The 24,639-nt window shown below is 35.5% G+C and carries 23 protein-coding genes and 1 pseudogene; 23 read left to right on the top strand and 1 reads right to left on the bottom strand.

The features are described from left to right. From HMPREF2887_RS00865 to HMPREF2887_RS10010, 23 genes and pseudogenes are all read left to right on the top strand, one after another. A partial coding sequence (locus tag HMPREF2887_RS00865; RefSeq protein ID WP_084740321.1) for an 8-oxo-dGTP diphosphatase occupies positions 1 to 437 on the top strand: 437 nt, incomplete at its 5' end. A gap of 60 nt (positions 438 to 497) precedes the next feature. Continuing rightward, complete coding sequence (locus HMPREF2887_RS00860) at positions 498 to 1,283, top strand: ZIP family metal transporter (protein ID WP_235499516.1); 786 nt, start codon at positions 498 to 500, stop codon at positions 1,281 to 1,283. A 200-nt stretch (positions 1,284 to 1,483) separates the two neighbouring features. Continuing rightward, positions 1,484 to 2,353: a glucose-1-phosphate thymidylyltransferase RfbA gene (gene rfbA / locus HMPREF2887_RS00855; RefSeq protein WP_003030472.1), complete on the top strand. Its 870-nt coding sequence runs from the start codon at positions 1,484 to 1,486 to the stop codon at positions 2,351 to 2,353. A gap of 3 nt (positions 2,354 to 2,356) precedes the next feature. Further along, positions 2,357 to 2,950, top strand: coding sequence for a dTDP-4-dehydrorhamnose 3,5-epimerase family protein (locus HMPREF2887_RS00850; protein ID WP_057489612.1), 594 nt, complete (start codon positions 2,357 to 2,359; stop codon positions 2,948 to 2,950). Between the two features lie 30 nt (positions 2,951 to 2,980). After that, on the top strand, positions 2,981 to 4,027 hold the full coding sequence (rfbB, locus tag HMPREF2887_RS00845) for a dTDP-glucose 4,6-dehydratase (RefSeq protein WP_057489613.1): 1,047 nt from the start codon (positions 2,981 to 2,983) through the stop codon (positions 4,025 to 4,027). A gap of 37 nt (positions 4,028 to 4,064) precedes the next feature. Beyond that, a complete protein-coding gene (gene galE / locus HMPREF2887_RS00840; RefSeq protein WP_003025205.1) occupies positions 4,065 to 5,084 on the top strand; it encodes a UDP-glucose 4-epimerase GalE in 1,020 nt (339 codons plus the stop codon). A gap of 318 nt (positions 5,085 to 5,402) precedes the next feature. Continuing rightward, positions 5,403 to 5,993 carry a class I SAM-dependent methyltransferase gene (locus HMPREF2887_RS00835; RefSeq protein ID WP_021001521.1) on the top strand — a complete coding sequence of 197 codons (591 nt, stop codon included), beginning with the start codon at positions 5,403 to 5,405 and terminating at the stop codon, positions 5,991 to 5,993. 118 nt (positions 5,994 to 6,111) lie between these two features. Continuing rightward, a pseudogene (locus HMPREF2887_RS00830) lies at positions 6,112 to 6,808 on the top strand (glycosyltransferase family 2 protein). Between the two features lie 7 nt (positions 6,809 to 6,815). Beyond that, positions 6,816 to 7,157 carry a DUF2304 domain-containing protein gene (locus tag HMPREF2887_RS00825; protein ID WP_003025200.1) on the top strand — a complete coding sequence of 114 codons (342 nt, stop codon included), beginning with the start codon at positions 6,816 to 6,818 and terminating at the stop codon, positions 7,155 to 7,157. Beyond that, on the top strand, positions 7,141 to 8,421 hold the full coding sequence (locus HMPREF2887_RS00820) for a lipopolysaccharide biosynthesis protein (protein ID WP_003025199.1): 1,281 nt from the start codon (positions 7,141 to 7,143) through the stop codon (positions 8,419 to 8,421). The genes HMPREF2887_RS00825 and HMPREF2887_RS00820 overlap by 17 nt, the downstream gene beginning before the upstream one ends. Continuing rightward, entirely contained in the window at positions 8,414 to 9,559 is a 1,146-nt protein-coding gene (locus HMPREF2887_RS00815) for a glycosyltransferase (RefSeq protein ID WP_003025197.1), read from the top strand. The genes HMPREF2887_RS00820 and HMPREF2887_RS00815 overlap by 8 nt, the downstream gene beginning before the upstream one ends. 6 nt (positions 9,560 to 9,565) lie before the next feature. Beyond that, complete coding sequence (locus HMPREF2887_RS00810) at positions 9,566 to 11,083, top strand: DUF2142 domain-containing protein (RefSeq protein WP_021001524.1); 1,518 nt, start codon at positions 9,566 to 9,568, stop codon at positions 11,081 to 11,083. Positions 11,084 to 11,255: 172 nt separating this feature from the next. Continuing rightward, positions 11,256 to 12,182, top strand: a complete 927-nt coding sequence (locus HMPREF2887_RS00805; protein ID WP_021001525.1) for a glycosyltransferase family 2 protein — start codon at positions 11,256 to 11,258, stop codon at positions 12,180 to 12,182. A 71-nt stretch (positions 12,183 to 12,253) separates the two neighbouring features. Beyond that, complete coding sequence (gene rfbD, locus HMPREF2887_RS00800) at positions 12,254 to 13,105, top strand: dTDP-4-dehydrorhamnose reductase (RefSeq protein ID WP_003025193.1); 852 nt, start codon at positions 12,254 to 12,256, stop codon at positions 13,103 to 13,105. Positions 13,106 to 13,212: 107 nt separating this feature from the next. Further along, the gene (gene cps2T / locus HMPREF2887_RS00795) at positions 13,213 to 14,361 is read left to right on the top strand and encodes a beta 1-4 rhamnosyltransferase Cps2T (RefSeq protein ID WP_084740319.1); all 1,149 of its coding nucleotides are present in this window, start codon (positions 13,213 to 13,215) and stop codon (positions 14,359 to 14,361) included. Next, on the top strand, positions 14,358 to 15,293 hold the full coding sequence (locus HMPREF2887_RS00790; RefSeq protein WP_003025187.1) for a glycosyltransferase family 2 protein: 936 nt from the start codon (positions 14,358 to 14,360) through the stop codon (positions 15,291 to 15,293). Before cps2T ends, HMPREF2887_RS00790 begins: the two co-directional genes overlap by 4 nt. Positions 15,294 to 15,295: 2 nt before the next feature. Next, positions 15,296 to 16,099: an ABC transporter permease gene (locus HMPREF2887_RS00785; protein WP_003025184.1), complete on the top strand. Its 804-nt coding sequence runs from the start codon at positions 15,296 to 15,298 to the stop codon at positions 16,097 to 16,099. Continuing rightward, positions 16,099 to 17,310: an ABC transporter ATP-binding protein gene (locus tag HMPREF2887_RS00780; protein ID WP_003025182.1), complete on the top strand. Its 1,212-nt coding sequence runs from the start codon at positions 16,099 to 16,101 to the stop codon at positions 17,308 to 17,310. The genes HMPREF2887_RS00785 and HMPREF2887_RS00780 overlap by 1 nt, the downstream gene beginning before the upstream one ends. A gap of 17 nt (positions 17,311 to 17,327) precedes the next feature. Beyond that, positions 17,328 to 18,725, top strand: coding sequence for a glycosyltransferase family 2 protein (locus HMPREF2887_RS00775; RefSeq protein WP_003025178.1), 1,398 nt, complete (start codon positions 17,328 to 17,330; stop codon positions 18,723 to 18,725). Further along, positions 18,722 to 20,485: a rhamnan synthesis F family protein gene (locus HMPREF2887_RS00770; RefSeq protein ID WP_021001526.1), complete on the top strand. Its 1,764-nt coding sequence runs from the start codon at positions 18,722 to 18,724 to the stop codon at positions 20,483 to 20,485. The genes HMPREF2887_RS00775 and HMPREF2887_RS00770 overlap by 4 nt, the downstream gene beginning before the upstream one ends. A gap of 7 nt (positions 20,486 to 20,492) precedes the next feature. Next, a complete protein-coding gene (locus HMPREF2887_RS10020) occupies positions 20,493 to 21,365 on the top strand; it encodes a hypothetical protein (RefSeq protein ID WP_051148113.1) in 873 nt (290 codons plus the stop codon). Between the two features lie 62 nt (positions 21,366 to 21,427). Continuing rightward, a complete protein-coding gene (locus HMPREF2887_RS10015; protein WP_051148114.1) occupies positions 21,428 to 21,883 on the top strand; it encodes a hypothetical protein in 456 nt (151 codons plus the stop codon). Between the two features lie 8 nt (positions 21,884 to 21,891). Continuing rightward, positions 21,892 to 22,947 carry an LTA synthase family protein gene (locus tag HMPREF2887_RS10010; protein WP_106079246.1) on the top strand — a complete coding sequence of 352 codons (1,056 nt, stop codon included), beginning with the start codon at positions 21,892 to 21,894 and terminating at the stop codon, positions 22,945 to 22,947. Positions 22,948 to 23,316: 369 nt separating this feature from the next. Here the strand turns inward: HMPREF2887_RS10010 and HMPREF2887_RS00760 are convergent, their stop codons facing one another. Next, positions 23,317 to 24,399 carry a M24 family metallopeptidase gene (locus HMPREF2887_RS00760; RefSeq protein WP_003025164.1) on the bottom strand — a complete coding sequence of 361 codons (1,083 nt, stop codon included), beginning with the start codon at positions 24,397 to 24,399 and terminating at the stop codon, positions 23,317 to 23,319. Between the last annotated feature and the right edge of the window lie 240 nt (positions 24,400 to 24,639).

The following is a 24,639-nucleotide window of genomic DNA, read 5'->3' as shown; positions in this document are numbered from 1 at the left end:
AAAAGGGGAATCAAGTTCTCTTGCTCAATCGGCAGCATGACGATTTTAAAGGTTGGATTCAGCCAGGTGGGAAAGTTGAGTTTCCAGAATCTTTTTTTGAAGCAGCAGCTCGTGAGTTGAAAGAGGAAACGGGGCTGACAGCTTTGAATTTACAGCTTAAAGGCATTTCGGGTTTTACCAATCAAACAAAAGCAGAGCGCTATGTCTATTATGATTTTCTCTGCGAGGAATTTGATGGGGAACTATTAACGGAATCACGGGAAGGTCAGCCAAAATGGTGGTCAATTGATGAACTGGACCAGCTCGACATGCAGGACGACATCAGAGATAGGCTTCCTTTGTACTGGCGAAAAGGCTCCTTTGAGCGGATTCACTATTGGGATGAAGAGAACCATTGCATCAAAGAAACCAAGACGATATTGTATGATGAAAGATAATGAGGATATGAAGTTGTTATGAACTGGTTGCAGGAGCAGCCTGTGGTGCTGTAGGCTTTTTTGGCGGGACTCTTTACATGGAGCTGCACCATTGTAGGCTCTGCGGTTGTCTTTTTCTTTAAAACAGTCAGTCGTAAGCTGCTGGATATCATGATGGGATTTGCAGCTGGTGTCATGATTGCAGCTTCATTTTGGTCGCTCTTGCAGCCTTCAATTGAGTATGCAAAAGGTAACTATGGAGTGTGGTCCTGGATGCCAGCCGCCCTTGGTTTTCTGTTGGGTGGTTTCTTCTTGCGCTTTATTGATGCGGTAGTACCTCATTTACACCTTAGCAAGAAGGATGTATCTGAGGCAGAAAGTCTGCCGGAGCACAGCCGGAATAAACTGTCCAAAACGGCCCTGCTTTTTCTGGCTATTACCATACACAATTTTCCAGAAGGCTTGGCAGTAGGAGTGGCCTTTGGTGCCTTATCCAGCAATTCCAGTCCAGAAGTCTTTATCGGAGCTGTAGGTCTGGCTCTGGGAATCGGTCTCCAAAATGTGCCGGAAGGGGCAGCCTTGTCCATTCCTATACGGACAGACGGGGAATCGCGTCTTAAGGCTTTTTACTGGGGCTCGATGTCAGCTATTGTTGAGCCTATCGGAGCGGTTCTTGGTGCTTATGCGGTTATGGCAATGACGGCTATTCTACCCTATGCCCTGTCTTTTGCGGCGGGAGCCATGATTTTCGTCGTCGTGGAGGAGCTGATACCAGATTCTCAGACAAATGGCAATACAGATGTTGCGACTTTAGGTCTCATGGTGGGCTTTGTATTGATGATGGTATTGGATGTGGCTTTGAGATAGCAGATACTTTTTTTAATTAGGCGTCTATTTTATCAGTTGCCTAGATAACAACAGTTCTATCTTGGCAGATTTTTGGTTTCGTTTTTGATTTTCATTAAGTATGAAAAGCTTTGAATGAAAGTACTCTCTTTCTTGAAGGATGACATCCGCTTTCAAAAATGGTAAAATAAGGAGAATACATTTAAGAGAGGAAACTCATTATGAAAGGTATTATCCTTGCAGGTGGTTCTGGTACACGTTTATATCCTTTGACTAGAGCTGCGTCTAAACAACTCATGCCGGTTTATGACAAACCCATGATTTATTATCCATTGTCAACCCTCATGCTGGCTGGTATCAAGGACATCTTGATTATCTCAACACCGACAGATCTCCCTCGCTTTGAGGATTTGTTGGGTGATGGCTCGGAGTTTGGCATCAAACTTTCTTACGCTGAGCAACCAAGTCCAGATGGTTTGGCGCAAGCCTTTATCATAGGTGCTGATTTTATCGGAGATGACCATGTGGCTTTGATTTTAGGTGATAATATTTATCATGGCCCAGGTCTTAGTAAAATGCTGCAAAAAGCTGCTTCAAAGGAAAATGGAGCGACTGTCTTTGGTTATCAAGTAAAAGACCCAGAGCGTTTCGGTGTGGTTGAATTTGATGACAATATGAATGCCATTTCTATCGAAGAAAAACCAGAACAGCCACGTTCTAACTATGCAGTTACAGGACTTTATTTCTATGACAATGACGTAGTAGAAATTGCTAAAAATATCAAGCCTAGTCCACGTGGAGAGCTGGAAATCACTGATGTCAATAAGGCTTACTTAGACCGCGGTGATTTGTCTGTTGAGCTGATGGGACGTGGTTTTGCTTGGTTGGACACCGGTACACACGAGAGCTTATTAGAAGCTGCTCAATACATCGAAACCGTCCAACGTATGCAAAATGTTCAAGTAGCAAACTTAGAGGAAATTGCTTACCGTATGGGTTATATTACCAAAGAACAAGTGCATGATTTGGCACAATCACTTAAAAAGAACGAATACGGTCACTACTTATTACGTTTGATTGGAGAAGAATAAGACATGTCTGAACAATTTTTTGAAAAAAAATTAGCAGTTCGTAAGATTGAAGCCATTCCTGGCATGCTGGAATTTGATATTCCAGTTCATGGGGACAATCGTGGCTGGTTCAAGGAAAACTTTCAAAAAGAAAAAATGGTACCCCTTGGTTTTCCAGAAAGCTTTTTTGCTGAAGGTAAGCTTCAAAACAATGTCAGCTTTTCCCGCAAAAATGTGCTCCGTGGTCTTCATGCAGAACCTTGGGATAAGTACATTTCTGTCGCAGATGGCGGAAAAGTTCTCGGTTCTTGGGTTGATTTGCGTGAAGGGGAAACATTCGGAAATACCTACCAAACGGTCATTGATGCCAGCAAAGGGATTTTCGTTCCTCGCGGTGTAGCAAATGGCTTTCAAGTATTGTCAGATACGGTTTCTTATAGCTATTTGGTCAATGACTACTGGGCATTGGAATTGAAACCTAAGTATGCCTTTGTCAACTATGCTGACCCCGCTCTTGGCATTGAATGGGAAAATCTTGACCAAGCAGAAGTATCTGAAGCAGATAAGAATCATCCAATGCTTAAGGATGTTGAACCTTTGACCAAAGATATGTTATAATACCCTCAGAAAATAGGAGAAAATTTTTTCATGACTGAATATAAAAATATTGTAGTGACAGGTGGTGCTGGTTTTATCGGCTCTAACTTTGTCCATTATGTGTACAATAACTTTCCAGATGTGCATATTACCGTTCTAGATAAACTAACTTATGCTGGTAACCGTGCCAACATTGAAGAAATTCTAGGCGACCGCGTGGAGTTGGTCGTTGGAGATATTGCTGATGCAGCGATTGTTGACCAAGTGGCTAAGGATGCAGATGCTATTGTTCACTATGCGGCTGAAAGCCATAATGACAATTCGCTGAATGATCCACGGCCATTTATTGATACGAACTTTGTCGGAACTTATACGCTTCTTGAAGCGGCTCGTAAATACGATCTTCGTTTCCACCATGTATCTACTGATGAAGTTTATGGTGACCTTCCTCTTCGTGAAGATCTTCCGGGGCATGGTGAAGGACCAGGTGAAAAATTCACCCCAGAAACCAAATACAATCCAAGCTCACCTTATTCTTCAACTAAGGCAGCTTCTGATTTGATTGTCAAGGCTTGGGTGCGCTCTTTCGGTGTTAAGGCAACCATTTCTAACTGTTCAAACAACTACGGACCATATCAACACATCGAAAAATTTATTCCGCGTCAGATTACCAACATCCTTTCAGGTATTCGTCCAAAACTTTATGGGGAAGGAAAGAATGTTCGTGACTGGATTCATACCAATGACCATTCATCAGGGGTTTGGACCATTCTCACAAAAGGGAAGATTGGTGAAACCTACCTAATTGGTGCAGACGGTGAGAAGAATAACAAAGAAGTGCTAGAGCTCATTCTCAAAGAAATGGGACAACCAGCTGACGCTTACGACCATGTAACAGACCGTGCGGGTCACGATTTGCGCTATGCTATTGATGCTAGCAAGTTGCGTGATGAACTAGGTTGGAAACCAGAATTTACCAACTTTGAGGCTGGATTGAAAGAAACAATCAAGTGGTACACGGATCACCAAGATTGGTGGAAAGCTGAAAAGGAAGCTGTCGAAGCCAACTATGCCAAGACTCAAAAAGTATTAAAATAAAAAGTAACTATTGAAGTTTTGTCTTAAAAGGAGAATCATGAAACATAAAATTTTAGTAACAGGTGGAGCCGGATTTATCGGAACGCATACCGTTATTGAGTTAATCAATGCTGGACACGAAGTTGTTATTGTTGATAATTTAGTGAACAGCAGCAAAAAAAGTGTAGAAGTTGTAGAACGAATTGTTGGTCAAAAAATTCCATTTTATCAAGTGGACATTCGTGATAAGAAAGCCTTACTTGAAATCTTTAAAGCAGAACAACCAACAGGTGTGATTCATTTTGCAGCGTTGAAAGCAGTTGGTGAATCAACACAAATTCCATTGACTTATTACGAAAACAACATTACAGGAACATTGACATTGCTACGTGTTATGGAAGAAGTCAATTGCAAAAATATCATTTTCAGCTCTTCTGCAACTGTCTATGGAGATCCTCATACCGTTCCAATTTTAGAAGATTTTCCTCTGTCAGTCACCAATCCTTACGGACGTACAAAACTGATGATTGAAGAAATGCTGACGGATATTTACAAATCTGATGCAAACTGGAATGTTGTCTTGCTTCGGTATTTTAATCCAATTGGTGCTCATGAAAGTGGTGATTTGGGTGAAAATCCAAATGGCATTCCAAATAATCTCTTGCCATATGTGACGCAGGTTGCTGTTGGAAAATTAAAAGAAGTGCAAGTATTTGGCAATGACTATCCAACAGTTGATGGTACCGGCGTTCGTGACTATATTCACGTGGTGGATTTGGCAAAAGGACATGTGGCTGCTCTGCAAAAAATTGAAGGAACTGCTGGTCTAAATATCTATAACCTTGGTACCGGTAAAGGATACTCTGTTTTAGAAATTATCCAAAATATGGAAAAAGCAGTCGGCAAACCAATTCCTTACAAGATTGTTGACCGCCGCCCTGGTGATATTGCAACTTGCTATGCCGACTCTACAAAAGCAAAAGAAGAGCTTGGTTGGGAAGCACAATTTGATATTACGCGTATGTGTCAAGATGCTTGGCATTGGCAAAGCAAACACCCAAATGGATTTGATGACTAAATAAAAAATATGTCAAATAGTAGACGAGGCTGGGATATAGTTTCTCAGCCTCGCTTATTAAATAGAAATAAGCTTGATGCACAGTAGTTGATTGTTCAAAACATTGCGTTGAAGTTGCGAATAATGCTTGCGAGGTAAGGTTAATTTTGTTTCCTAGTCAAACTCGTAAGAAGTACCTAATCAGCCTTGTGGAAGTTGACCAGAATTCACTGTTCTGAGGTTTTTGCGTGATGACTTGAAAGTAAGCTTACTAAAAAAGTAGAAAACCAGTTAAGCATTTTTCTGGAAGAATGATTTACTTTCTGTTAAACTAAAAATATGGAACATCATTTTAATCATAAGGCAGAATCATTCGATTCTCCAAAAAATATATTTATTGCCGATCTCATTTGCAAAGAAGTGGAGAAACAAATAGTAGATTTTTCTGACAAGCGCATTTTGGATTTTGGCGGTGGTACAGGCTTGGTGACTCTGCCATTAGCGGCACAATCCAAGTCAGTCACGCTTGTTGATATTTCAGATAAAATGCTTGAGCAAGCTCGCCTAAAAGTGGAAAAGCAAGCCATTGATAATGTTTATTTGTTGCAGCAGGATTTGTTGACAAACCCATTAAACCAATTATTTGATATCATCGTGGTTAGTCGTGTTCTTCATCATATGCCAAATGTTGAGAAGACTCTAGCAATGTTTAGAAATCATCTTGTAGAGGACGGACAGCTTTTTATTGCAGATTTTGTTAAAACAGACGTAAATCATCATGGCTTTCATCTTGCTGATTTGGAAGGAAAACTGTCTCAAAGTGGCTTCTCATCCGTCAAATCTCAGATAATTTATAGTGCAGAGGAACTCTTTTTAGAGAATTATGCAGAGCTTTTCTTGACATTAGCACAAAATCACTCGTTTGCATGATGAGTGATTTTGGTTTGTCTTTATAGTAAATTTCTTGATTCTTTTATGGAAATAGTAGAAAATGCCGTGTGGATATAGTATAATGGGGTTATATAATTTTTAAGGAGAATGAGATTAAGTGAAATCTTCGGATTTATTGATTATTATCCCTGCCTACAATGAAGAAGGCTCTATCGAAAATGTTGTAAAAAATATTATCTTGAATTATTCACAATATGATTATGTGATTATCAATGACGGATCAAAGGATAGAACATCAGCTATTTGCCATGTAAACGGTTATAATATTGTGGATTTGCCGGTCAATTTAGGATTGGCAGGCGCATTTCAAACAGGACTTCAATATGCTTATGAGCAAGGATATAAAAAGGCAGTGCAGTTTGACGCAGATGGTCAACATTTGCCTGAGTATATCTCAGTTTTAGAAGCAAAAAATGAATGAAGGCTATGAAATGGTTATCGGATCTCGTTTTGTGACGGAAAAGCGCGAAACGTCTTTGCGGATGATGGGGAATATTCTCATTAGTGCAGCCATTAAATTAACCACAGGAAAGACAATCAACGATCCAACCTCTGGTATGCGGATGTTTTCTGAAGGACTTATCAAAGAATTTGCTCTCAATATCAATTATGGACCTGAGCCAGATACCGTCTCATATCTAATTCGCCATGGTGTGAAAGTGGCAGAAGCCCAAGTACGAATGGAAGAGAGGCAAGCTGGTGAGAGTTATCTGACACTTTCTCGCTCTATTCAATATATGACGCACATGTTTGTATCTATCTTGATTATTCAGAATTTCAGAAAGAGAGGGTAGACATTAAATGACTATTTGGTTTCAAATTGTATTGATTTTTGTCTCTATTATGACTTGTGCCTTTATTTTACGTAGCATTCGAAAATCACAAGTTCAAATCAACGATGCTATATTTTGGGTGTTTTTCTCTTTAATTCTATTAGTATTTAGCATCTTCCCAAGTTTAGCGGAAGCAATTGCAAGTGCATTAGGAATTGTATCAGCAGTCAATTTTATCTTTTTATTTGTCATTTTTTTATTACTCATCAATCAATTCCAACTCACTATTAAATTATCAAAATTAGATACGAAATTTAAAAATTTAGTTCAAACAATCGCACTGAGGGAGAAAGATGAAAATAAAAACTAATCCTTCTGCTAAAGAGATTTATTTTTGGAATTTATTGGGGAATTTAGCGGCTTCAGGAGTTTCTGTCCTTTATCTACTGATTGTAACAAGATTAACTTCTGCCAAAGTAGCAGACCAATTTAGCTTGGCGAATTCCATTGGGACTCTTTGGATTGTTATCGGACTTTTCCAAGTCAGAAATTATCAAGGAACGGATGTGAATCAAAAGCATTCTTTCATAGGATATTTTCAAACTAGGTTGATAACAATTTTAGCGATGTTGGTTACATTGTATCCCTATTTATATATTGTCGGAGAAGGCCGTTATTCTTTTGAAACGATTTTACTGACATTTTTAATGATTTTGTATCGTATGTGGGATGCGGTATCTGATTTATTTCAAGGCTTATTTCAACAAAGAGAACGTATGGATATAGCTGGGAAAACAATGTTTATTCGATATTCTACGAGTGTTTTAGTATTGCTAATAACATTGCTATTATCAGAGTCTGTTCTGCTTGCTTTGCTTTCTTTAGTTCTGTGGAATGGGCTACTCATTTTTTCCTACGAGATGCGTTTTGTAGCATATTTCGAAAAAATTCAGATCCGAGAATTGTTGTCTACTCGGTATAAAAAAGATATAAAGAATATATTACTAGCTTGTTGGCCGCTATTTGTAAATGGTTTCATTTTGTTGTATATTTTAAATGAGCCTAAAATAATCATTGAAAAAGGTCTTAATCAGGGCTTTTTACAAACTGGCATGCAACGTGATTTTAATATTCTGTTTATGCCTGTGTTCTTTATGAGTCTTATTATTTTAATTGTTAGACCCCTTATTACAAAATTAGCCATTTTATGGAATAAAAAAGAATATAAAGAATTCTCATTAATTATAAAAAGATTATTAGGATTTCTATCTTTAGGCGGTTTGTTCGTCACATTTATAACCTATTTATTTGGTGTGCCAGTACTTAGTCTAATATTTGGCGTGGATTTAAACAAATATGTATTTTCTTTTACTATTCTGATATTCTCAGGAGTTTTATATGCTTTAGCAATTGTTTTTGAGAATATTTTAACGATTATACGTAAACAGCATCTTTTAGTTGGCTTGTATATTATTCTTTTGATACTTACTAAATTGATCACAGAACCATTTATTTATCAAAAAGGTATGCTTGGTGCCGCGATTAGTTTTTTTATTGTTATGTTAGTTTATGTTATAGGAAACGGGGCAATGTATCTGATTGCTTTACATAGAAAGAGAATGAAAAATGAATAGAGATATTATTTTTGTCACTCATCATCTTGGAGGCCTTGGTGGTGTACAAAGAGTTGTAGATCAACTGGCTGAAAGTTTTGCAACTGACGGAAATAGAGTAACTGTATTTGGTTGTGGTGTACAAGCAGGCGAAAGTTATCAGAAAACATCAAAAAACTATGAAGAAGTATTGTTATATTCTCAAGATATCTTCTTTCAAAAACCTTGGATTTTTTTTCAAGAAAAATTTTTTAATAAAAAATTAGAAAAAAATTTGATTCAAGTCTTAGATAGGGCTAAAGACCCTATTGTTATTCTTGCTAATCCAATTGTTTATTTATTGATGGAGAAAGTGATAAAATCCTACTCAAATAAGGCTATATTCATTGGACAAATGCATAGTTCTGCTGATTTTGTTTTTGATTCAAAAGGGCTTTACTGTGTATACCCTTATATAATTAAAAATAAATATCCCAAACTTGATAAGATACTTTTTCTATCAACTGCCTATTCTAAACAGATTAGCGAAGCATATCAGATTCCTACTTACAAAATGGGGGCAATTGCAAATCCTTTACCTCGCTATATTAATGTCTCTAACAGTGAAACTAGTTTTAATAAATCGATTATTTCATTTGTTGGGCGCCTGGATCCAGTTAAGCAAATTGATCATTCTATTTTAGCTTTTTCTAAAATCCAAGAATATTTCCCTGATATCACTTTAGAAATCTACGGTGAGGGGATTGAGAAACAAAAGTTAGAAGCTTTAATCCAATCACTTTCTTTAGAAGAGTTTGTTAAACTGAAAGGGAGAACGAGTAAAGTTCTAGAGGTTTATCAAAAATCATTCTTTACTCTATTAACATCAAAATCTGAAGCTTTTCCAATGTCTGTTGTTGAATCTATCGTAGCTGGAACTCCGGCAATAACCTATAATTGTAGTCAAGGTGTTGAGGAGATTCAATCGGCAACTTCAGAACTATTAGTAAACAATTCTATTGAAGATTTAGCTGATAAAATGAAATTTTATCTACAAAATCCTCATCAATTGGAAGAACTTGCCCTTAAGGGAAGGGAACATATTATCGATTCTTATTCAGAGGATATAATTTTAAATCAATGGTATCAGCTGTTTGAAGAACTAGACAAGGAAAAATAGAAAGAGATGAAAAAAAGATTATCTAAATTTTCGCATTCTTTTCTTAAAGAACTATATGAAAAAAAATATTATTTAATTGCTATTTGGGTAACATTGATTATAACTTATGTATACTTAGATGGACATTTAGCATTTCTTCCAAAGAAAACTTTTCTATTACTGGGGCTTTCTTTAAGCGCTCTATTATTTATAAAGGGGAAAGTGTATAACAAGGTTTTCTCGATTATAATGCTGACAGGATCTTTCTTTTGTTTTTTTACTCCTGTAATGGATTCGCCAGACGAGAATTTTCATTATTCAAGAGCCTTGTACATTAGTGAGGGGCATCTTTATTTACCTAGCAATAAACAGGATTTATTAGTTTCGTCAGATATTTCTGATGTTGAAAAATTTTTCAAAAAACCTTTAGTGAACACTGATTTAGGAAGAAAAGAAGTGTCTTCAAAAAAAGTTCAGTACAATAATTTAGCTAATACAAATGGTTATTCCTTTGTCAGTTATATACCACAAACTTTTGGGATATTGATAGCCAAGGTATTCCATTTAAGTATTTCCGCGTCCATTTTACTTGGTAGGTTTTTTAATCTATTAGCCTTTGCTCTCCTATGTAGATTAGCTGTTAAAAAATCAGGTCCACGAGAGCAAATCTTTGGTATATTAGCAATTGTTCCAATCAATATTTATATTGCTGCTTCCTTTAACCAGGATGCAGTGGCCAATGGCCTTATATTTTTAGCAATTGGCCTGTTTTATTCCTTCTTAGATAAGGATAAGGTTAGTTATAAAGATTTATTTATTTATTTCCTATTATCTGTATTAATAGCCTTGTCTAAATTACCGTATGTGTTATTAATTGGCTTACTTTTATTCATTCCTAAAGAGAAGATGTCTCGGAAGAAGTATTTAATGGTAGTATTATTGATAGGAACGGCAGCCTTGTGTAGTTTACTTTGGTTAAAAATAACTAGCGGCCTAAACTTAAATGTTATTAATGTAAATCCTAAGATAAATCCAATAGAGAAAATAAAATATACAATTGAGAATATGCCTGAGTTTGTTCGAATGATGGTAAAAGAAGGTGTAAACTTTATTCCTTTTAAACTCCAGTCTCTCTTTACTTTTGGTTGGCTTGCGTATGATGTAAAAGCTTTTATTTGGCTCTATTTAGTTTTCATAAGTATTGTGATTTTAGTTTCTCCGAAGGCACCTAAAATGAATAAAATTAGTAAACTGGGTGTTTGGTTGGTTTCATTAGGTATTATCTTTGGAATTCTAATGACTGCGTATTTAATGTGGGGAGAAATAACGGATATGTCGATTAAGGGAATCCAAGGACGGTACTTCTCAGGAGTTGTTATTTTACTTGCCTTGACTGCAAGTATCTCTGCTAGGTTAAGCATTCAAGATAGCGGTCTCGTCGTAAAAGAATGTAAAAAAGAAAAGGTTGAAGAGTTATTATTCTTTGTAGCAACATTATTCATAATTGTAAGCCTGTTGACGACAATTATTCAATATTATCTCTGATATGAGAATACAATTATTTACAAAAACTTTTGCTTAAGGGCAAAAGTTTTTTAGCTAAATTATTTCTTGTATCTTATAAAGTTTCGATTACATTATTAAGAAGAGTAAGTAATTTTTAATCATTTGACTTTTTAATAGTGAGACTATACAATAGAACAATAAAGGAGTGACTATGACCATTTCAGTAATTGTTCCTTGTTACAATGAGGAAGAAAGCCTTCCGCTTTTCTATGCGGAAATGGAAAAAATAAAGCCAAGACTTCATGATAACTTAGAGTATATTTTCGTCAATGACGGGTCTCAAGACAGAACCTTGGAAGTTTTGCACGAGCTTAATATGATGGATCCCAATGCCCACTTTATTTCTTTTTCTAGAAATTTTGGGAAGGAGGCGGCTTTATATGCTGGTCTTCAGCATGCCACTGGAAAGCTTGTGACGGTCATGGATGCGGATTTGCAAGACCCACCTGCATTATTGATTCAAATGAAAAATATGCTAGATGAAAATGCTGAATTGGATTGCGTAGGAACGCGTCGTATAACACGCGAGGGAGAACCTCTGATTCGTAGTTTTTTTGCGAAGATGTTTTATAAATTGATTAATAAAATTAGCCAAGTTGAGATGGTAGATGGAGCGCGTGATTTCCGTCTCATGCGTCGACAGATGGTAGATGCTGTTTTAGAGGTTTCTGAGTATAATCGTTTTTCCAAAGGGATTTTTGCTTGGGTTGGATTTAAAACAAAATATTTGGAATATAAGAACGTGGAGCGAGTTGCAGGAAAAACCAGTTGGAATTTCTGGCAATTATTGAATTATTCTCTAGAAGGGATTATAAACTTTTCAGATGCTTCTTTGACAATAGCTTTTTGGGGAGGTATTGTTGCCTGCTTATTGGCATTTTTCCTTATCATTATTGTCATTATTCGTACCTTGATTTTTGGGGATCCTACAGCTGGCTGGCCTTCTATGGTATCGATTATTCTTTTTCTAGGTGGTTTTCAGTTGTTGACTATTGGTATTTTAGGAAAATACATTGGGAAAATTTTCATGGAAACCAAAAAAAGACCAATTTACGTGGTTAAAGAGAAGAGCGAGTAGAAAGCAGATTTTTTCTGCTTTTTTGATATAATGGATTTGTTGAATGTTTATTGTTCAGAAAGGAATTTCAAATGATTTTAATTACAGGTGCTAATGGACAACTTGGGACAGAACTTCGTTATCTTTTAGATGAACGCAATGAAGAGTATGTGGCAGTTGATGTAGCAGAAATGGATATTACCAATGCCGAAATGGTAGAGAAGGTTTTTGCAGAAGTGAAGCCAAGTCTTGTCTACCACTGTGCTGCCTATACAGCTGTGGACGCAGCAGAAGATGAAGGTAAAGAACTGGATTATGCAATCAATGTCACAGGAACTGAAAATGTTGCTAAAGCAGCCGAAAAGCATGGTGCAACACTTGTTTACATTTCTACAGACTATGTTTTTGCTGGAGATAAGCCAGTTGGGCAGGAATGGGAGGTAGACGATCAACCAGACCCTCAGACAGAATATGGTCGCACGAAGCGCATGGGAGAGGAATTGGTTGAGAAATATTCTAGCCGTTTCTACATTATCCGCACAGCTTGGGTCTTTGGAAATTATGGAAAGAACTTTGTTTTCACTATGCAAAATTTAGCGAAAACACATAAAACTCTGACTGTTGTCAATGATCAACACGGTCGTCCGACTTGGACGCGTACGTTGGCTGAATTTATGACGTACTTAGCAGAAAACCAAAAAGAATTTGGCTATTATCACTTGTCGAATGATGCCACAGAAGATACGACTTGGTATGACTTTGCAGTAGAAATCTTAAAAGATACAGATGTCGAAGTTTTGCCAGTAGACTCTAGTAAGTTTCCAGCGAAAGCGAAGCGGCCACTCAATTCTACCATGAGCCTAGCTAAAGCTAAGGCAACCGGCTTTGTCATCCCAACTTGGCAAGATGCCCTCAAGGAATTTTATAAACAAGGAAAGAAATAAGGTAGAAGCAGCCGAAAGGTTGCTTTTCTTTTCTATTTTATGTTACACAAACGATTTATAAAGTGATATAATAGATTAGATTGCAAAATCTTGAAATGAGGAAAATCATGCAACATGTATTCATCATAGGAAGTCGTGGCCTTCCTGCTAAATATGGTGGATTTGAAACCTTTGTTGAGAAATTAGTGGAGAACCGCATATCTCCTCAAATCCAATACCATGTAGCTTGTTTATCAGATGATGAAGCTTATCATCATTTTGATTACAAAGGCGTAGATTGTTTTACGATTAGAGCGCCAAAACTTGGTCCAGCTCGCGTTATTGCCTATGATATGATAGCAATCAACTACGCACTTACATTAGTCAAGCAACAACAGATTGAGCGTCCTATTTTCTATATCCTAGGAAATACAATCGGAGCTTTTATCGCACCTTTTGCTCGAAAAATTCACCATGCTGGTGGTATCTTTTATATCAATCCTGATGGACTTGAGTGGAAACGTGCCAAGTGGTCTAAGCCCGTTCAAAAGTACCTCAAATATTCTGAGAAAGTGATGACCAAGCATGCCGATTTGGTGATTTCGGACAATCAAGGAATTGAAAGCTATATCCAGAAAGCTTATCCGTGGGCTAAAACCACCTTTATTGCCTATGGGACCGATTTGCGCTTGTCGTCTTTAACTGCTCAGGATGAAAAAGTTCGACACTTTTTTGACACGTGGGCAAGTAAGGAAAAAGATTATTATTTGATTGTTGGGCGTTTTGTTCCAGAAAATAACTATGAAATCATCATTCACGAGTTTATGAAGTCACAGACGCAGCGAGACTTGCTGATTGTCTGCAATCATCAAGGTAATGCTTATTTTGAAGAACTACGACAAAAAACAAATTTTGACCGAGATGAGCGGATTAAGTTTGTCGATACTGTTTATGATCAAGATTTATTGAAGTATATTCGCAATCAAGCGTTTGCTTATATTCATGGTCATGAGGTCGGCGGCACCAATCCTGGTCTCTTAGAAGCCTTAGCTCAGACAGATTTGAATTTGGTCTTGGGTGTGGACTTTAACCGACAAGTGGCAAAAGAAACAGCTCTTTACTGGGATAAGAAAGAAAACAGCCTAGTTGATTGCATTCATCAGGTAGATAAACAGTCCGACTTTTCAGATCTAGGTCAAGCTGCGAAAGAAAACATGAAAGAACACTACACTTGGGAAAAAATTGTGGGTGAATACGAGGAATTATTTTTATCATGAAAGTGACTATTCTCATGTCCACCTACAATGGTGAACGGTTTTTAGCAGAACAAATTGAAAGTATTCGGCAGCAGACCCATACAGACTGGCAGCTGTTAATCCGAGATGATGGTTCTAAAGACAGAACGCGTGAGATTATTCAAGATTTTTGTCAAAAAGATAATCGCATTCATTTTGTGAATCCTGATAGCGTTGAAAATCTTGGTGTTATCAAAAGTTTCTTTTATCTTTTGAAATATCAAGAGTCAGATATTTACTTTTTTAGCGATCAAGATGATGTCTGGCTACCTGAGAAAGTAGAAATGCAGCTAGAAGAAGTGATTAAACACGATACCAGTCAGCCTTTGCTGGTTTACACGGATTTAAAAGTTGTAGATCAAGAGTTAAATGTCGTACATGGAAGTATGATTCGTACACAGTCTGACCATGCAAACACGGAACTGCTCCAAGAATTAACAGAAAATACTGTTACAGGCGGCGTTTCGATGATTAACCAATCTCTGGCTGACTTATGGACAGGCCAAGAAGCTCATGATCTTCTCATGCATGACTGGTATTTGGCTTTGTTGGCAGCAGCTTTTGGTCATTTAGTCTATATAGACCAACCAAGTGAATTATATCGGCAACATTCCAATAATGTTTTAGGTGCAAGAACCCTCAGAAAAAGAATGCAGAATTGGATTCGCCCGCATATTCTCTTCGCAAAATATTGGAAATTGATTCAAGATAGCCAAGAACAAGCAAGGAATTTATTGGCCTTGCCTCTGACTGCTCAAAATAAAGAACTGATAGAAAATTTTGTGACAATTATGGAAGTCCCGTTTATGGAGCGCTTGCATCGTCTTCAAAAATATGGCTATCGAAAGAATCGCGCCTTCCACACTTTTGTCTTTACAACCCTAATTCTTACAAAATTTGCTTATAAGGAGTAATGATGGACTTATTTAGTCGAAAAAATATGATTCTCTTACGCGAGATGATTAAAACAGATTTTAAATTACGGTATCAAGGGAGCTTGATTGGCTATCTTTGGTCAATTTTAAAGCCCCTTCTAATGTTTACAATTATGTATTTTGTTTTTATTAGATTTCTTCGTTTAGGTGGGAATGTACCTCATTTTGCAGTAGCTCTTCTTTTAGCTAATGTTATCTGGTCTTTTTTTTCAGAAGCGACTTCAATGGGCATGGTTTCAATTGTTACCCGTGGAGATTTACTTCGTAAGTTGAACTTTTCTAAACATATTGTTGTCATTTCAGCAGTAGCAGGGGCAGCCATCAATTTTTCAATTAACCTTATAGTTGTTTTGATTTTTGCGCTTGCTAACGGGGTTTGCTTTACCATTTCTGCTTTATGGCTTCTTCCATTATTTGTAGAATTATTTCTCATTGCAAGTGGTTTAGCCTTTATCTTAGCGACTCTTTTTGTTCGTTTTCGTGATTTATCTCAAATTTGGGAAGTCATGTTACAAGCTGGATTATATGCAACCCCCATTATTTATCCAATTAGTTTTATTGCAGATAAAAATCCTACGGCTGCAAAGCTTGTCATGATGAATCCATTAGCTCAAATTATTCAGGATATGCGTTATTTCCTGATTGATAAGGCAAACACTCCTATTTGGCAAATGATAAATAATAAGTTTATTGTAGCTATTCCATATTTATTGCCATTTCTTATCTTTATAGTTGGCTTTTTGATATTTAATAAAAATGCTAAAAAATTTGCGGAGATTTTATAATGTCAGATAAAAAAATTGCAGTAAAAGTTGATCATGTTAGCAAATATTTTAAACTACCTACAGAAGCAACCAATAGTCTTCGTACAACCTTAGTGAATCGCTTCAGGGGCATTAAGGGGTATAAAGAGCAGCATGTTTTAAAAGATATCAACTTTGAAGTTGAAGAAGGTGACTTCTTTGGGATTGTTGGTCGTAACGGTTCTGGGAAATCAACACTTTTGAAAATTATTTCTCAGATTTATGTTCCTGAAAAGGGCAAAGTCACGGTAAACGGGAAAATGGTTTCCTTTATTGAACTTGGTGTCGGCTTTAACCCAGAATTAACTGGACGTGAAAATGTTTATATGAATGGTGCACTTCTTGGTTTTAGTACTAATGAAATTGATAATATGTATGACGGTATTGTTGAATTTGCAGAACTCGAAGAATTCATGAACCAAAAATTAAAAAACTACTCCAGCGGTATGCAGGTCCGCTTAGCTTTTTCTGTTGCTATCAAGGCACAAGGTGATGTCCTGATTTTGGATGAGGTCTTGGCAGTGGGTGATGAAGCTTTCCAACGCAAGTGTAATGATTACTTCATGGAACGCAAAAAATCAGGCAAGACGACCATTCTGGTCACTCATGATATGGGTGCAGTTAAGAAATATTGTAATAAAGCTGTGTTGATTGAGGATGGTTTAATAAAGGCTTACGGAGAACCGTTTAATGTTGCTAATCAATATAGTTATGACAATACTGAGCAAATTATTGAAAAAGATGAAGTCGAGAATATCAAGGATGAAGTTATCCAAGTTGAAAATGTTAGTGTTAGTCTTCATTCTCCTACTTGTATAACGCCTAACGAAAAGGTATCTTTTACAATTTCTTATGATGTCCTTGAAGATATTCCAACTTATATTGCTTTGTCTTTGACGGATATTGACCGCAATATTTGGATTTATAACGATAATTCAATGGATTTGCCAACATCGGGAACAGGTCATAAGCAAGTAACTTATGAGTGTTCGTTGCCAAATGTTAATAATTTGAAAATGAAATTAGAGGTTACTGTGCGTGATAAAGCAGGACAAATGCTTGGTTTTGCTGATAGTATACAAACACCGATTATTTGGATTAACCGTGATGATATTGCGCCAGATGACAAATCTGCCTTGGATTCTGCTAGTGGTTTAATTCAGCGAAATGGAAATTGGATCTTTAATGATTAAAAGTTGAGGATATAAGCATGCCAAAAGTATCTGTTATTTGTACAAATTACAATAAGGGAAAGTGGATAGCAGATGCTATTGATAGTTTTTTGCGCCAAAAAACCAATTTTGAATTTGAAATTATTCTGGTTGACGATTGTTCTACAGATGAGTCAGTTGATATTATCCGCAATTATGGACAGCGCTATCCTGATAAAATTCGTACTTTTTTCAATTCTGAAAATCAAGGGATTGCCAAAACTTGGGTTGCTATTTGTAAGGAAGCTCGCGGTCAGTATATTGCCCGTTGTGATGGGGATGATTACTGGATAGATGATGAGAAGTTGCAAAAACAGGTTGACTTGTTGGAAACTACACCAAATTCTAAATGGTCTAATACAGAGTTTGATATGGTGGATTCCTTTGGTAGAACAACACAGGCAGATGTCTTTAAAAACCAAGTTATTCCACTATTGACTTCTTACGAAGAGATGCTTGTCTTGAAGGGAATGACCATGGCTTCAACTTGGCTGGTTGATACTGATCTGATGCGAGAAGTTAATGACCTCATTGATGTTAACACTGCGGACGATACTTTTAACATCCAACTAGAATTATTTCGACGAACGACCCTGAGTTTTTTGCCAGACTCGACCACGGTTTATCGAATGAATCCAGAGTCGGATTCACGCACTCAGGATGATGCCAAGCTTCAACGGCGTTTTGAGCGTTTATTACAAACACAGTTGGAATATTTAGAAAAATATCCTTGCGACTACCAGCGTGCGCTTGAGCTATTACTTAAACAAGATAATCGTTTTGAAATTGCTCTGTCTCAGAAAAGTAATCTGGTATCACAGGTTGATAAGCAGTATGTGACGATTTATTTTTCAGGTGATGATGAAGAGTTTAGCCAAGAGCGAGTGCTGGAAATCCCTATGAAGTATCAGGATAGTTTTTCATTTGATTTGCCAGAAGATACAGTGCGGTTGCGAATTGACCTTTCTGAAATTGAAAGCTTTTATAAACGTGTTTCCTTGGTTGCTAATGATTATCAAACAGAAATCCTTCCAAGTTTAACTAATGGCAAGTTAGTTGGTGACTATGTCTTTTTCAATCATCCGGATCCACAATTGATTTATGATATTTCGAAAATTGAAAAGAAAGATTTTACATTAAACTATTCAATGTTTAATGTAGATAATATCACTTCAAATGACTTTGTGGCAAAACTCCTAGCTAAGGATCTTTTTAAAGTATCGCAAGAACTAAAAGAACTTAGTTCTTATAAAGTTCAGTTTGAAATAGCTAGCCAAGAGCGTCTGCACTACAAGCAAGCTCTGGAAGAAATGGTCGTTCGTTACAATTTGGTTACCCATTCACGTCGTTGGATGATTCCAACAAAAATTATCAACTTTTTTAGGAGAAGAAAATGAAGCGTCTGCTTTTATACGTGCATTTTAATAAATATAATCGTGTGAGTTCGCATGTTTATTTTCAACTGACACAGATGCGACCACTGTTTTCAAAGGTTGTTTTTATCTCAAATAGCCAAGTTAGCGAGCATGATTATCAGAAATTAGTTGATTTACATTTGATGGATAATTTTATTCAACGTGAAAATGTCGGGTTTGATTTTGCAGCTTGGCGTGATGGCATGACTCATGTCGGCTTTGATGATATTACAACCTATGATGTTGTTACTATCATGAATGATACTTGTTTTGGTCCTCTTTGGGATATCAAAGATTATTATCTCAATTATGAAGCCAACGACCAAGTTGATTTCTGGGGCTTGACCAATAATCGTAGGACAAAAAAATCTCGTCAGACGCAGGGCTTTCCTGAGCATATCCAAAGTTACTTTATTACTTTTAAAAAGCCGGTTATTGCATCTTCGGCTTTTAGAAATTTTTGGGAAAATGTGAAAAATCATACAGATGTCCAAGAAGTTATCAATGATTATGAAACCAAGGTAACAACGACCTTTTTGGCTGCTGGTTTCCGCTACCAGACGGTCTTTGATACAGTTAATGAAGATACAACAGGCATGCTTCATCCTGACTTTTCTTACTATAATCCAACGGCTATTTTAAATCACAAAGTTCCCTTCATAAAGGTTAAAGCGATTGATAATAATCAGCACATAGCCCCCTATCTCTTGGAAGAAATTGCTAAAAAGTCAGATTATCCAGTGGATTTGATTGTTTCACATATGTCTGAAATTAATTTCCCTGATTTTAAGTACCTTTTAGCACGCAAATATATTCAGACAACGGCACCTACTTCTTTGTCAAACAAGAAAATTGGGGTGCATCTGCATGTCTTTTATGTTGATTTGTTAGAAGATTTCCTAAAAGCATTTGAAAACTTCCATTTTGCTTATGATTTATTCATTACAACTGATAATGATACTAAGAAATTAGAAATTGAAGCAATTTTAAATCAGAATCATAAAAATGCTCATACTTTTGTGACAGGTAACATTGGTCGTGACGTTTTACCAATGTTGAAATTGAAAAAATATCTGTCAACTTATGATTATATTGGACATTTTCATACAAAGAAATCTAAGGAAGCTGATTTCTGGGCAGGCGAATCTTGGCGTAATGAATTAATTGATATGTTAATCAAACCTGCTGATAATATCCTTGCTAATTTTGAAAATGATAAGCTAGGCCTTGTTATTTCAGATATTCCAACCTTTTTCAGGTATAATAAAATTGTAGATGCATGGAATGAACACTTAATCGCTCCTGAAATGAATGATTTATGGTACAAAATGAAGATGACTAAGCCAATTGATTTTAATACTTTTCATACTTTTGTTATGAGTTATGGAACTTTTATTTGGTTTAAGTATGATGCATTGAAACCATTATTTGATTTAGATTTGACAGATAAAGATGTTCCTATTGAACCATTACCTCAAAATTCAATTTTACATGCTATCGAAAGATTAATAGTTTATGTGGCATGGAATGAACATTATGATTTTAGAATTTCTAAAAATAAAATTGAAATAACACCTTTTGTCGATAATAAATTATACAATGAACGTGGCGATAGGGCACCACACACTTATGTGGATTTTACATACATGGGTGGCATAAAAGGAGCCTTCAAATATATCTTTATTGGACCAGCCAGAGCGATTAAATATATTATTAAAAGGATTCTAAATAAAAAGAATTGAGAGTGCTATGAAAAAAATTAAAATTGATTATATCTATTTGGCAGTTATATTTTTTCTTTTTTATATTTTAGGAAATTATAGTTTGATAAGAAGTGATCAAGGAAGTTTAATTACTCGAAAAGTAGAATTTTTTTCTGGGATATTACCTGAAAGTTTATACTATTTTTCCATTTTGATATTGGGTCTTTGTGTATTCTTTTGTAAATTTCGTAAAAAATTTTATTTCAAATTAGTACTTATTCATATTATCTATTGTATATTCTCTTATCTTGTTACCATATCAATGAATATTAATAATCCAAACTTTAATATTTTGAGCTTTAACAAAAATCATTTACTGCAATATAAAAGTTTGCTTCCAGTTCTTTTAATTTTAAGTATTTCTATTTTAAGTACATTTATTTATAGGATGATAAGTCCAGGGAAGAGAGGCAAGAAAATAATTGATGTTGATAAACTTACATTTTTATTTTCTACTAATTCACTCTATGAGAATTTTTTCCTTTCTCAATTTTTCCTTTTATTTTGTATTAATGATAGTAAAATAACTTGGGTTATTTCAAATGATGGAATCTTTAATCAGTTTGGAACGGTTTCTTATTTTTTTGAAACATCGTTAGCTATGGTTTTTGTTCTTTTTATCATATATTTGAGTATTCGTGGTATTGAAGATATTGTAAACAATAGAGGGACAGTTTATTCATCAATTGTGGTTAGTATTTTCTTTGGCTTGTTTTTTAATGTACTTATACAAATGAGTATGGGATTGGGTGTTGGTGATTATTGGGGACTTTATACGTTACCAGGTTCGACTAGTTTCCAAATTATAACAATAGCATTACTATCTTTATTTATTTTGTACTCAATAGATTTTTACTAGCTAGCATATTATTAGTTACTATACTTTCAATTTTTACTTATGCTAATTTTTTGAAATTTCGTATGCGAAGTGAACCAATTTTACCGAGTGATTTAGCTTGGTTGTTATCGCCCAAAGTGCTTTTATCTTTTGTTAGCCCAAATAACATAAAATATCTTGTGATTTTATTATTAGTAGGATCAGTTCTTTATATTGGCTTAAGAAAATTTCTTTTTAAACAAAATATTTTTTCATCAAAAAGATATCAAATAACATCATTGACTATGATTATTTTAGCATGCTTGTTTGTTCATTTAATATTCTCAAATAAAAAAGATAATAAAATTGTAAATGGTATTCCAATTTTATCTAAAATTAATAATAATCAAGATATTACATGGATGGGAAATACGACTCATGCTCATTTTAAATCTCTAAGTTTTGTTTGGCTTAATCAGCTTACAACCCAAAATATGCAATATCCCAAAGGATATAATCAAGAAAAAATTAAAAGTATTGAAAAAAATACAAATCTTTGACTAATATCATGAATCAATCTCGTAGTGAGGTTATTGAAAAGCAAACAGTAATTTATGTTTTAAGTGAAAGTTTTGCCGACCCTAGGCGCATAGATGGTGTATCTGTTAGTGAAAATCCGATTCCAAATACTGAAGGAATTAAAAATAACGTAACTAGTGGTCTCATGAAATCGGATGGCTATGGTGGTGAAACAGCAAATATGGAGTTTCAGACATTAACAGGTTTGCCTTTTTATAATCTCTCTCAAAGTGTATCTGTAATCTATACTGAAGTTGTTCCAAAAATGAATAAATTTCCTTCGATTAGTGATCAATATAATAAAAGTAATAAAATTGCTATCCATTTAGAAAGCTCAACAAATTATGCACGTAATGTTATTTATGAAAAATTAGGTTTTAAAGATTTTATTACACAAGATACTAAAAATATTAAATATGAAAATGAAGGTTATCATCCAAGTGATGCATCAACTTATCAGTTTGTTTTAAATAATATGAATGATAACGGACAATTCTTTTCTGTTATTTCAATGCAAAATCATTCGCCATGGGCTGAGCAAGAACCGAGTGAATTAAAAACAAGCAACGATAGATTCTCTAGCGAGGAAAACGACCAATTAAGTAACTATACTTGCTTATTGTATCATACGGACGTAGCCACAAAAGATTTTCTTGATCAACTTTCAAAAGTCAATAAGAAAGTTACAGTTGTTTTTTATGGAGATCATTTACCAGGGCTTTATCCACAGTCAGCTTTCAAAAATAATCCAGAGAGTCAATATTTAACAGACTATTTTGTGTGGAGTAATTATGAGACACCTAAATTGGACTATCCGATTGTAAATTCAAGTGACTTCACAGCTCTATTATTAGAACAAACCAATTCAAAAGTGTCACCTTATTATGCTTTATTAACAGAAGTTTTACACAAAGCAAGTGTTGATAAAAAAGATTTGGATGAGGAAGGGCGGCAAATTGCAGAAGACCTGAAACTTGTTCAATATGATATGGTGGCGGGTAAAGGCTATTTGTCAAAAGATTTTTTTATAGTACATAGTGAGTAAAAAGCTATAATAAGTAGCTCTACAAATCTCTATAGTTGGCTAAAAATTCAACTATGGAGTTTTTTCTTATGAAATGAGTTATGAATAGAATATAACAATATTTAAAATTGATTTTGTCATTATTTTTTGTCGAAAAGAATTCTTCATCTTTTTATGACATGAAAAGAAATTGGCATCAAGAACAATAAAATTTTCTTTGGTGTGTTAAAAGTTAAGATGCTTTATAGATTTGAAAACAGATTTAATTACTAAACGAGTTAATTAGTTAATGCGATGATTACAACAAAGTTAGAGTTCAAAATAAAAAGAACCAAAACCAATACAGGCTTCAGTCCTTAAATCAACTATTTTAGCTTCTTTTTCAGTATTTTAATCAAAATAGAGCAGATCTTTACTTGTACTTGTAAAGACTTCAAAACCATCTTTGGTGACATGACCGCAGTCTTCAATACGAACGCCAACTTTTCCTGGAATATAAATTCCAGGCTCAACAGAGAAGCACATACCTTCTTCGATAACCATATCGTTTCCTTCCATGATAGATGGAAACTCATGTACGCTCATACCGATACCATGTCCCAGACGATGATTGAAATATTCACCATAACCGGCTTTTTCGATGACTTCGCGTGCTGCGCGGTCTACTTCATGAGCTGTTACTCCGGGCTTGATGAAGTCAAGAGCTGCCCGTTGAGCTTCAAGCGTTAGATTGTAAATGTCTTTTTTAAACTGATCTGGTTTTCCAACAGCAACTGTCCGTGTCATATCGCTGGCATAACCATTGACCATACAGCCAAGGTCAAATAGAAGCAGGGCATTGTTTTCGACTTTGTTTGCACCCGGAATGCCATGCGGATTAGCAGCATTATCACCTGTCAAAACCATGGTTTCAAAGCTCATCTCATATCCGAGTTGCTTGATACCGAAGTCGATTTGAGCAATAATATCTGTTTCTGTTTTATCGAGAGAAATAGTCTCAAAACCAATCTTAACAGCCTTATCTGCATATTCTCCAGCAACAAACATTTTCTTAATTTCATCGGATGATTTGATGAGACGCATACGATTGATACAAGGTGTTAAGTTTGTAAATTCAGCTTGTTCAAAAACAGTACGCAATCCATTGTATTTTGTCAAAATCAAGTTATCAAACTCAACAGCAACTTTGTGGAAACTGCTAGCTGGCAAGGCTGCTCTGATTTTTTTCCATGGATTTTCAGAATCAACATAACCCACAACCTTGAAATCAACAATCGCACTAGCGCGATCTACTTCAAGAGCTGGGACAAAGAGCAGTGGTTCATGATTTGTGAAAATAAAAAGAAACATCTGGCGTTCATGAGGGTCGCTATAAAATCCTGTTAAATAATTAATCGTGACAGGATCAGAAACCACGGCGACATATGTCTTCTCTGTTTCTAAATAAGAAATAATTTGATTTATTTTGGTCATTCTGTTACCTTCTTTCTACTCCTCTATTTTTGCAAAAAAACAAGTAAAAATCAAGAGGACAGTAAGAACTTTTTTGTCGCTTCAAAAATTTCACAGATTGGGTAGATTTTTCTTGTAAAATCATTGATAAAATTGCTAGAAATTTGCCTAAAGAACAAGATTTTTCAAAAAGTTATCAAAATGCTTGAAAGTGTTTCCAATAAGTGATAAAATGATTTTGGTAGGAATGTGAAAACGATA

Source organism: Streptococcus sp. HMSC071H03, assembly GCF_001813035.1.
GTDB lineage: Bacteria > Bacillota > Bacilli > Lactobacillales > Streptococcaceae > Streptococcus > Streptococcus anginosus.
This window is presented reverse-complemented; position numbering and strand designations above follow the sequence as displayed.

Coding starts and splice junctions, on each gene's coding strand:
- rfbA (WP_003030472.1), top strand. CDS start 1,484: ATGAAAGGTATTATCCTTGCAGGTGGTTCTGGTACACGTTTATATCCT.
- HMPREF2887_RS00790 (WP_003025187.1), top strand. CDS start 14,358: ATGAAAGTGACTATTCTCATGTCCACCTACAATGGTGAACGGTTTTTA.
- HMPREF2887_RS00780 (WP_003025182.1), top strand. CDS start 16,099: ATGTCAGATAAAAAAATTGCAGTAAAAGTTGATCATGTTAGCAAATAT.
- HMPREF2887_RS10015 (WP_051148114.1), top strand. CDS start 21,428: ATGCGAAGTGAACCAATTTTACCGAGTGATTTAGCTTGGTTGTTATCG.
- HMPREF2887_RS00815 (WP_003025197.1), top strand. CDS start 8,414: ATGAATAGAGATATTATTTTTGTCACTCATCATCTTGGAGGCCTTGGT.
- HMPREF2887_RS00805 (WP_021001525.1), top strand. CDS start 11,256: ATGACCATTTCAGTAATTGTTCCTTGTTACAATGAGGAAGAAAGCCTT.
- rfbB (WP_057489613.1), top strand. CDS start 2,981: ATGACTGAATATAAAAATATTGTAGTGACAGGTGGTGCTGGTTTTATC.
- HMPREF2887_RS10020 (WP_051148113.1), top strand. CDS start 20,493: ATGAAAAAAATTAAAATTGATTATATCTATTTGGCAGTTATATTTTTT.
- HMPREF2887_RS00760 (WP_003025164.1), bottom strand. CDS start 24,399: ATGACCAAAATAAATCAAATTATTTCTTATTTAGAAACAGAGAAGACA.
- HMPREF2887_RS00785 (WP_003025184.1), top strand. CDS start 15,296: ATGGACTTATTTAGTCGAAAAAATATGATTCTCTTACGCGAGATGATT.
- HMPREF2887_RS00850 (WP_057489612.1), top strand. CDS start 2,357: ATGTCTGAACAATTTTTTGAAAAAAAATTAGCAGTTCGTAAGATTGAA.
- HMPREF2887_RS00820 (WP_003025199.1), top strand. CDS start 7,141: ATGAAAATAAAAACTAATCCTTCTGCTAAAGAGATTTATTTTTGGAAT.
- HMPREF2887_RS00810 (WP_021001524.1), top strand. CDS start 9,566: ATGAAAAAAAGATTATCTAAATTTTCGCATTCTTTTCTTAAAGAACTA.
- HMPREF2887_RS10010 (WP_106079246.1), top strand. CDS start 21,892: ATGAATCAATCTCGTAGTGAGGTTATTGAAAAGCAAACAGTAATTTAT.
- galE (WP_003025205.1), top strand. CDS start 4,065: ATGAAACATAAAATTTTAGTAACAGGTGGAGCCGGATTTATCGGAACG.
- HMPREF2887_RS00770 (WP_021001526.1), top strand. CDS start 18,722: ATGAAGCGTCTGCTTTTATACGTGCATTTTAATAAATATAATCGTGTG.
- cps2T (WP_084740319.1), top strand. CDS start 13,213: ATGCAACATGTATTCATCATAGGAAGTCGTGGCCTTCCTGCTAAATAT.
- rfbD (WP_003025193.1), top strand. CDS start 12,254: ATGATTTTAATTACAGGTGCTAATGGACAACTTGGGACAGAACTTCGT.
- HMPREF2887_RS00775 (WP_003025178.1), top strand. CDS start 17,328: ATGCCAAAAGTATCTGTTATTTGTACAAATTACAATAAGGGAAAGTGG.
- HMPREF2887_RS00825 (WP_003025200.1), top strand. CDS start 6,816: ATGACTATTTGGTTTCAAATTGTATTGATTTTTGTCTCTATTATGACT.
- HMPREF2887_RS00835 (WP_021001521.1), top strand. CDS start 5,403: ATGGAACATCATTTTAATCATAAGGCAGAATCATTCGATTCTCCAAAA.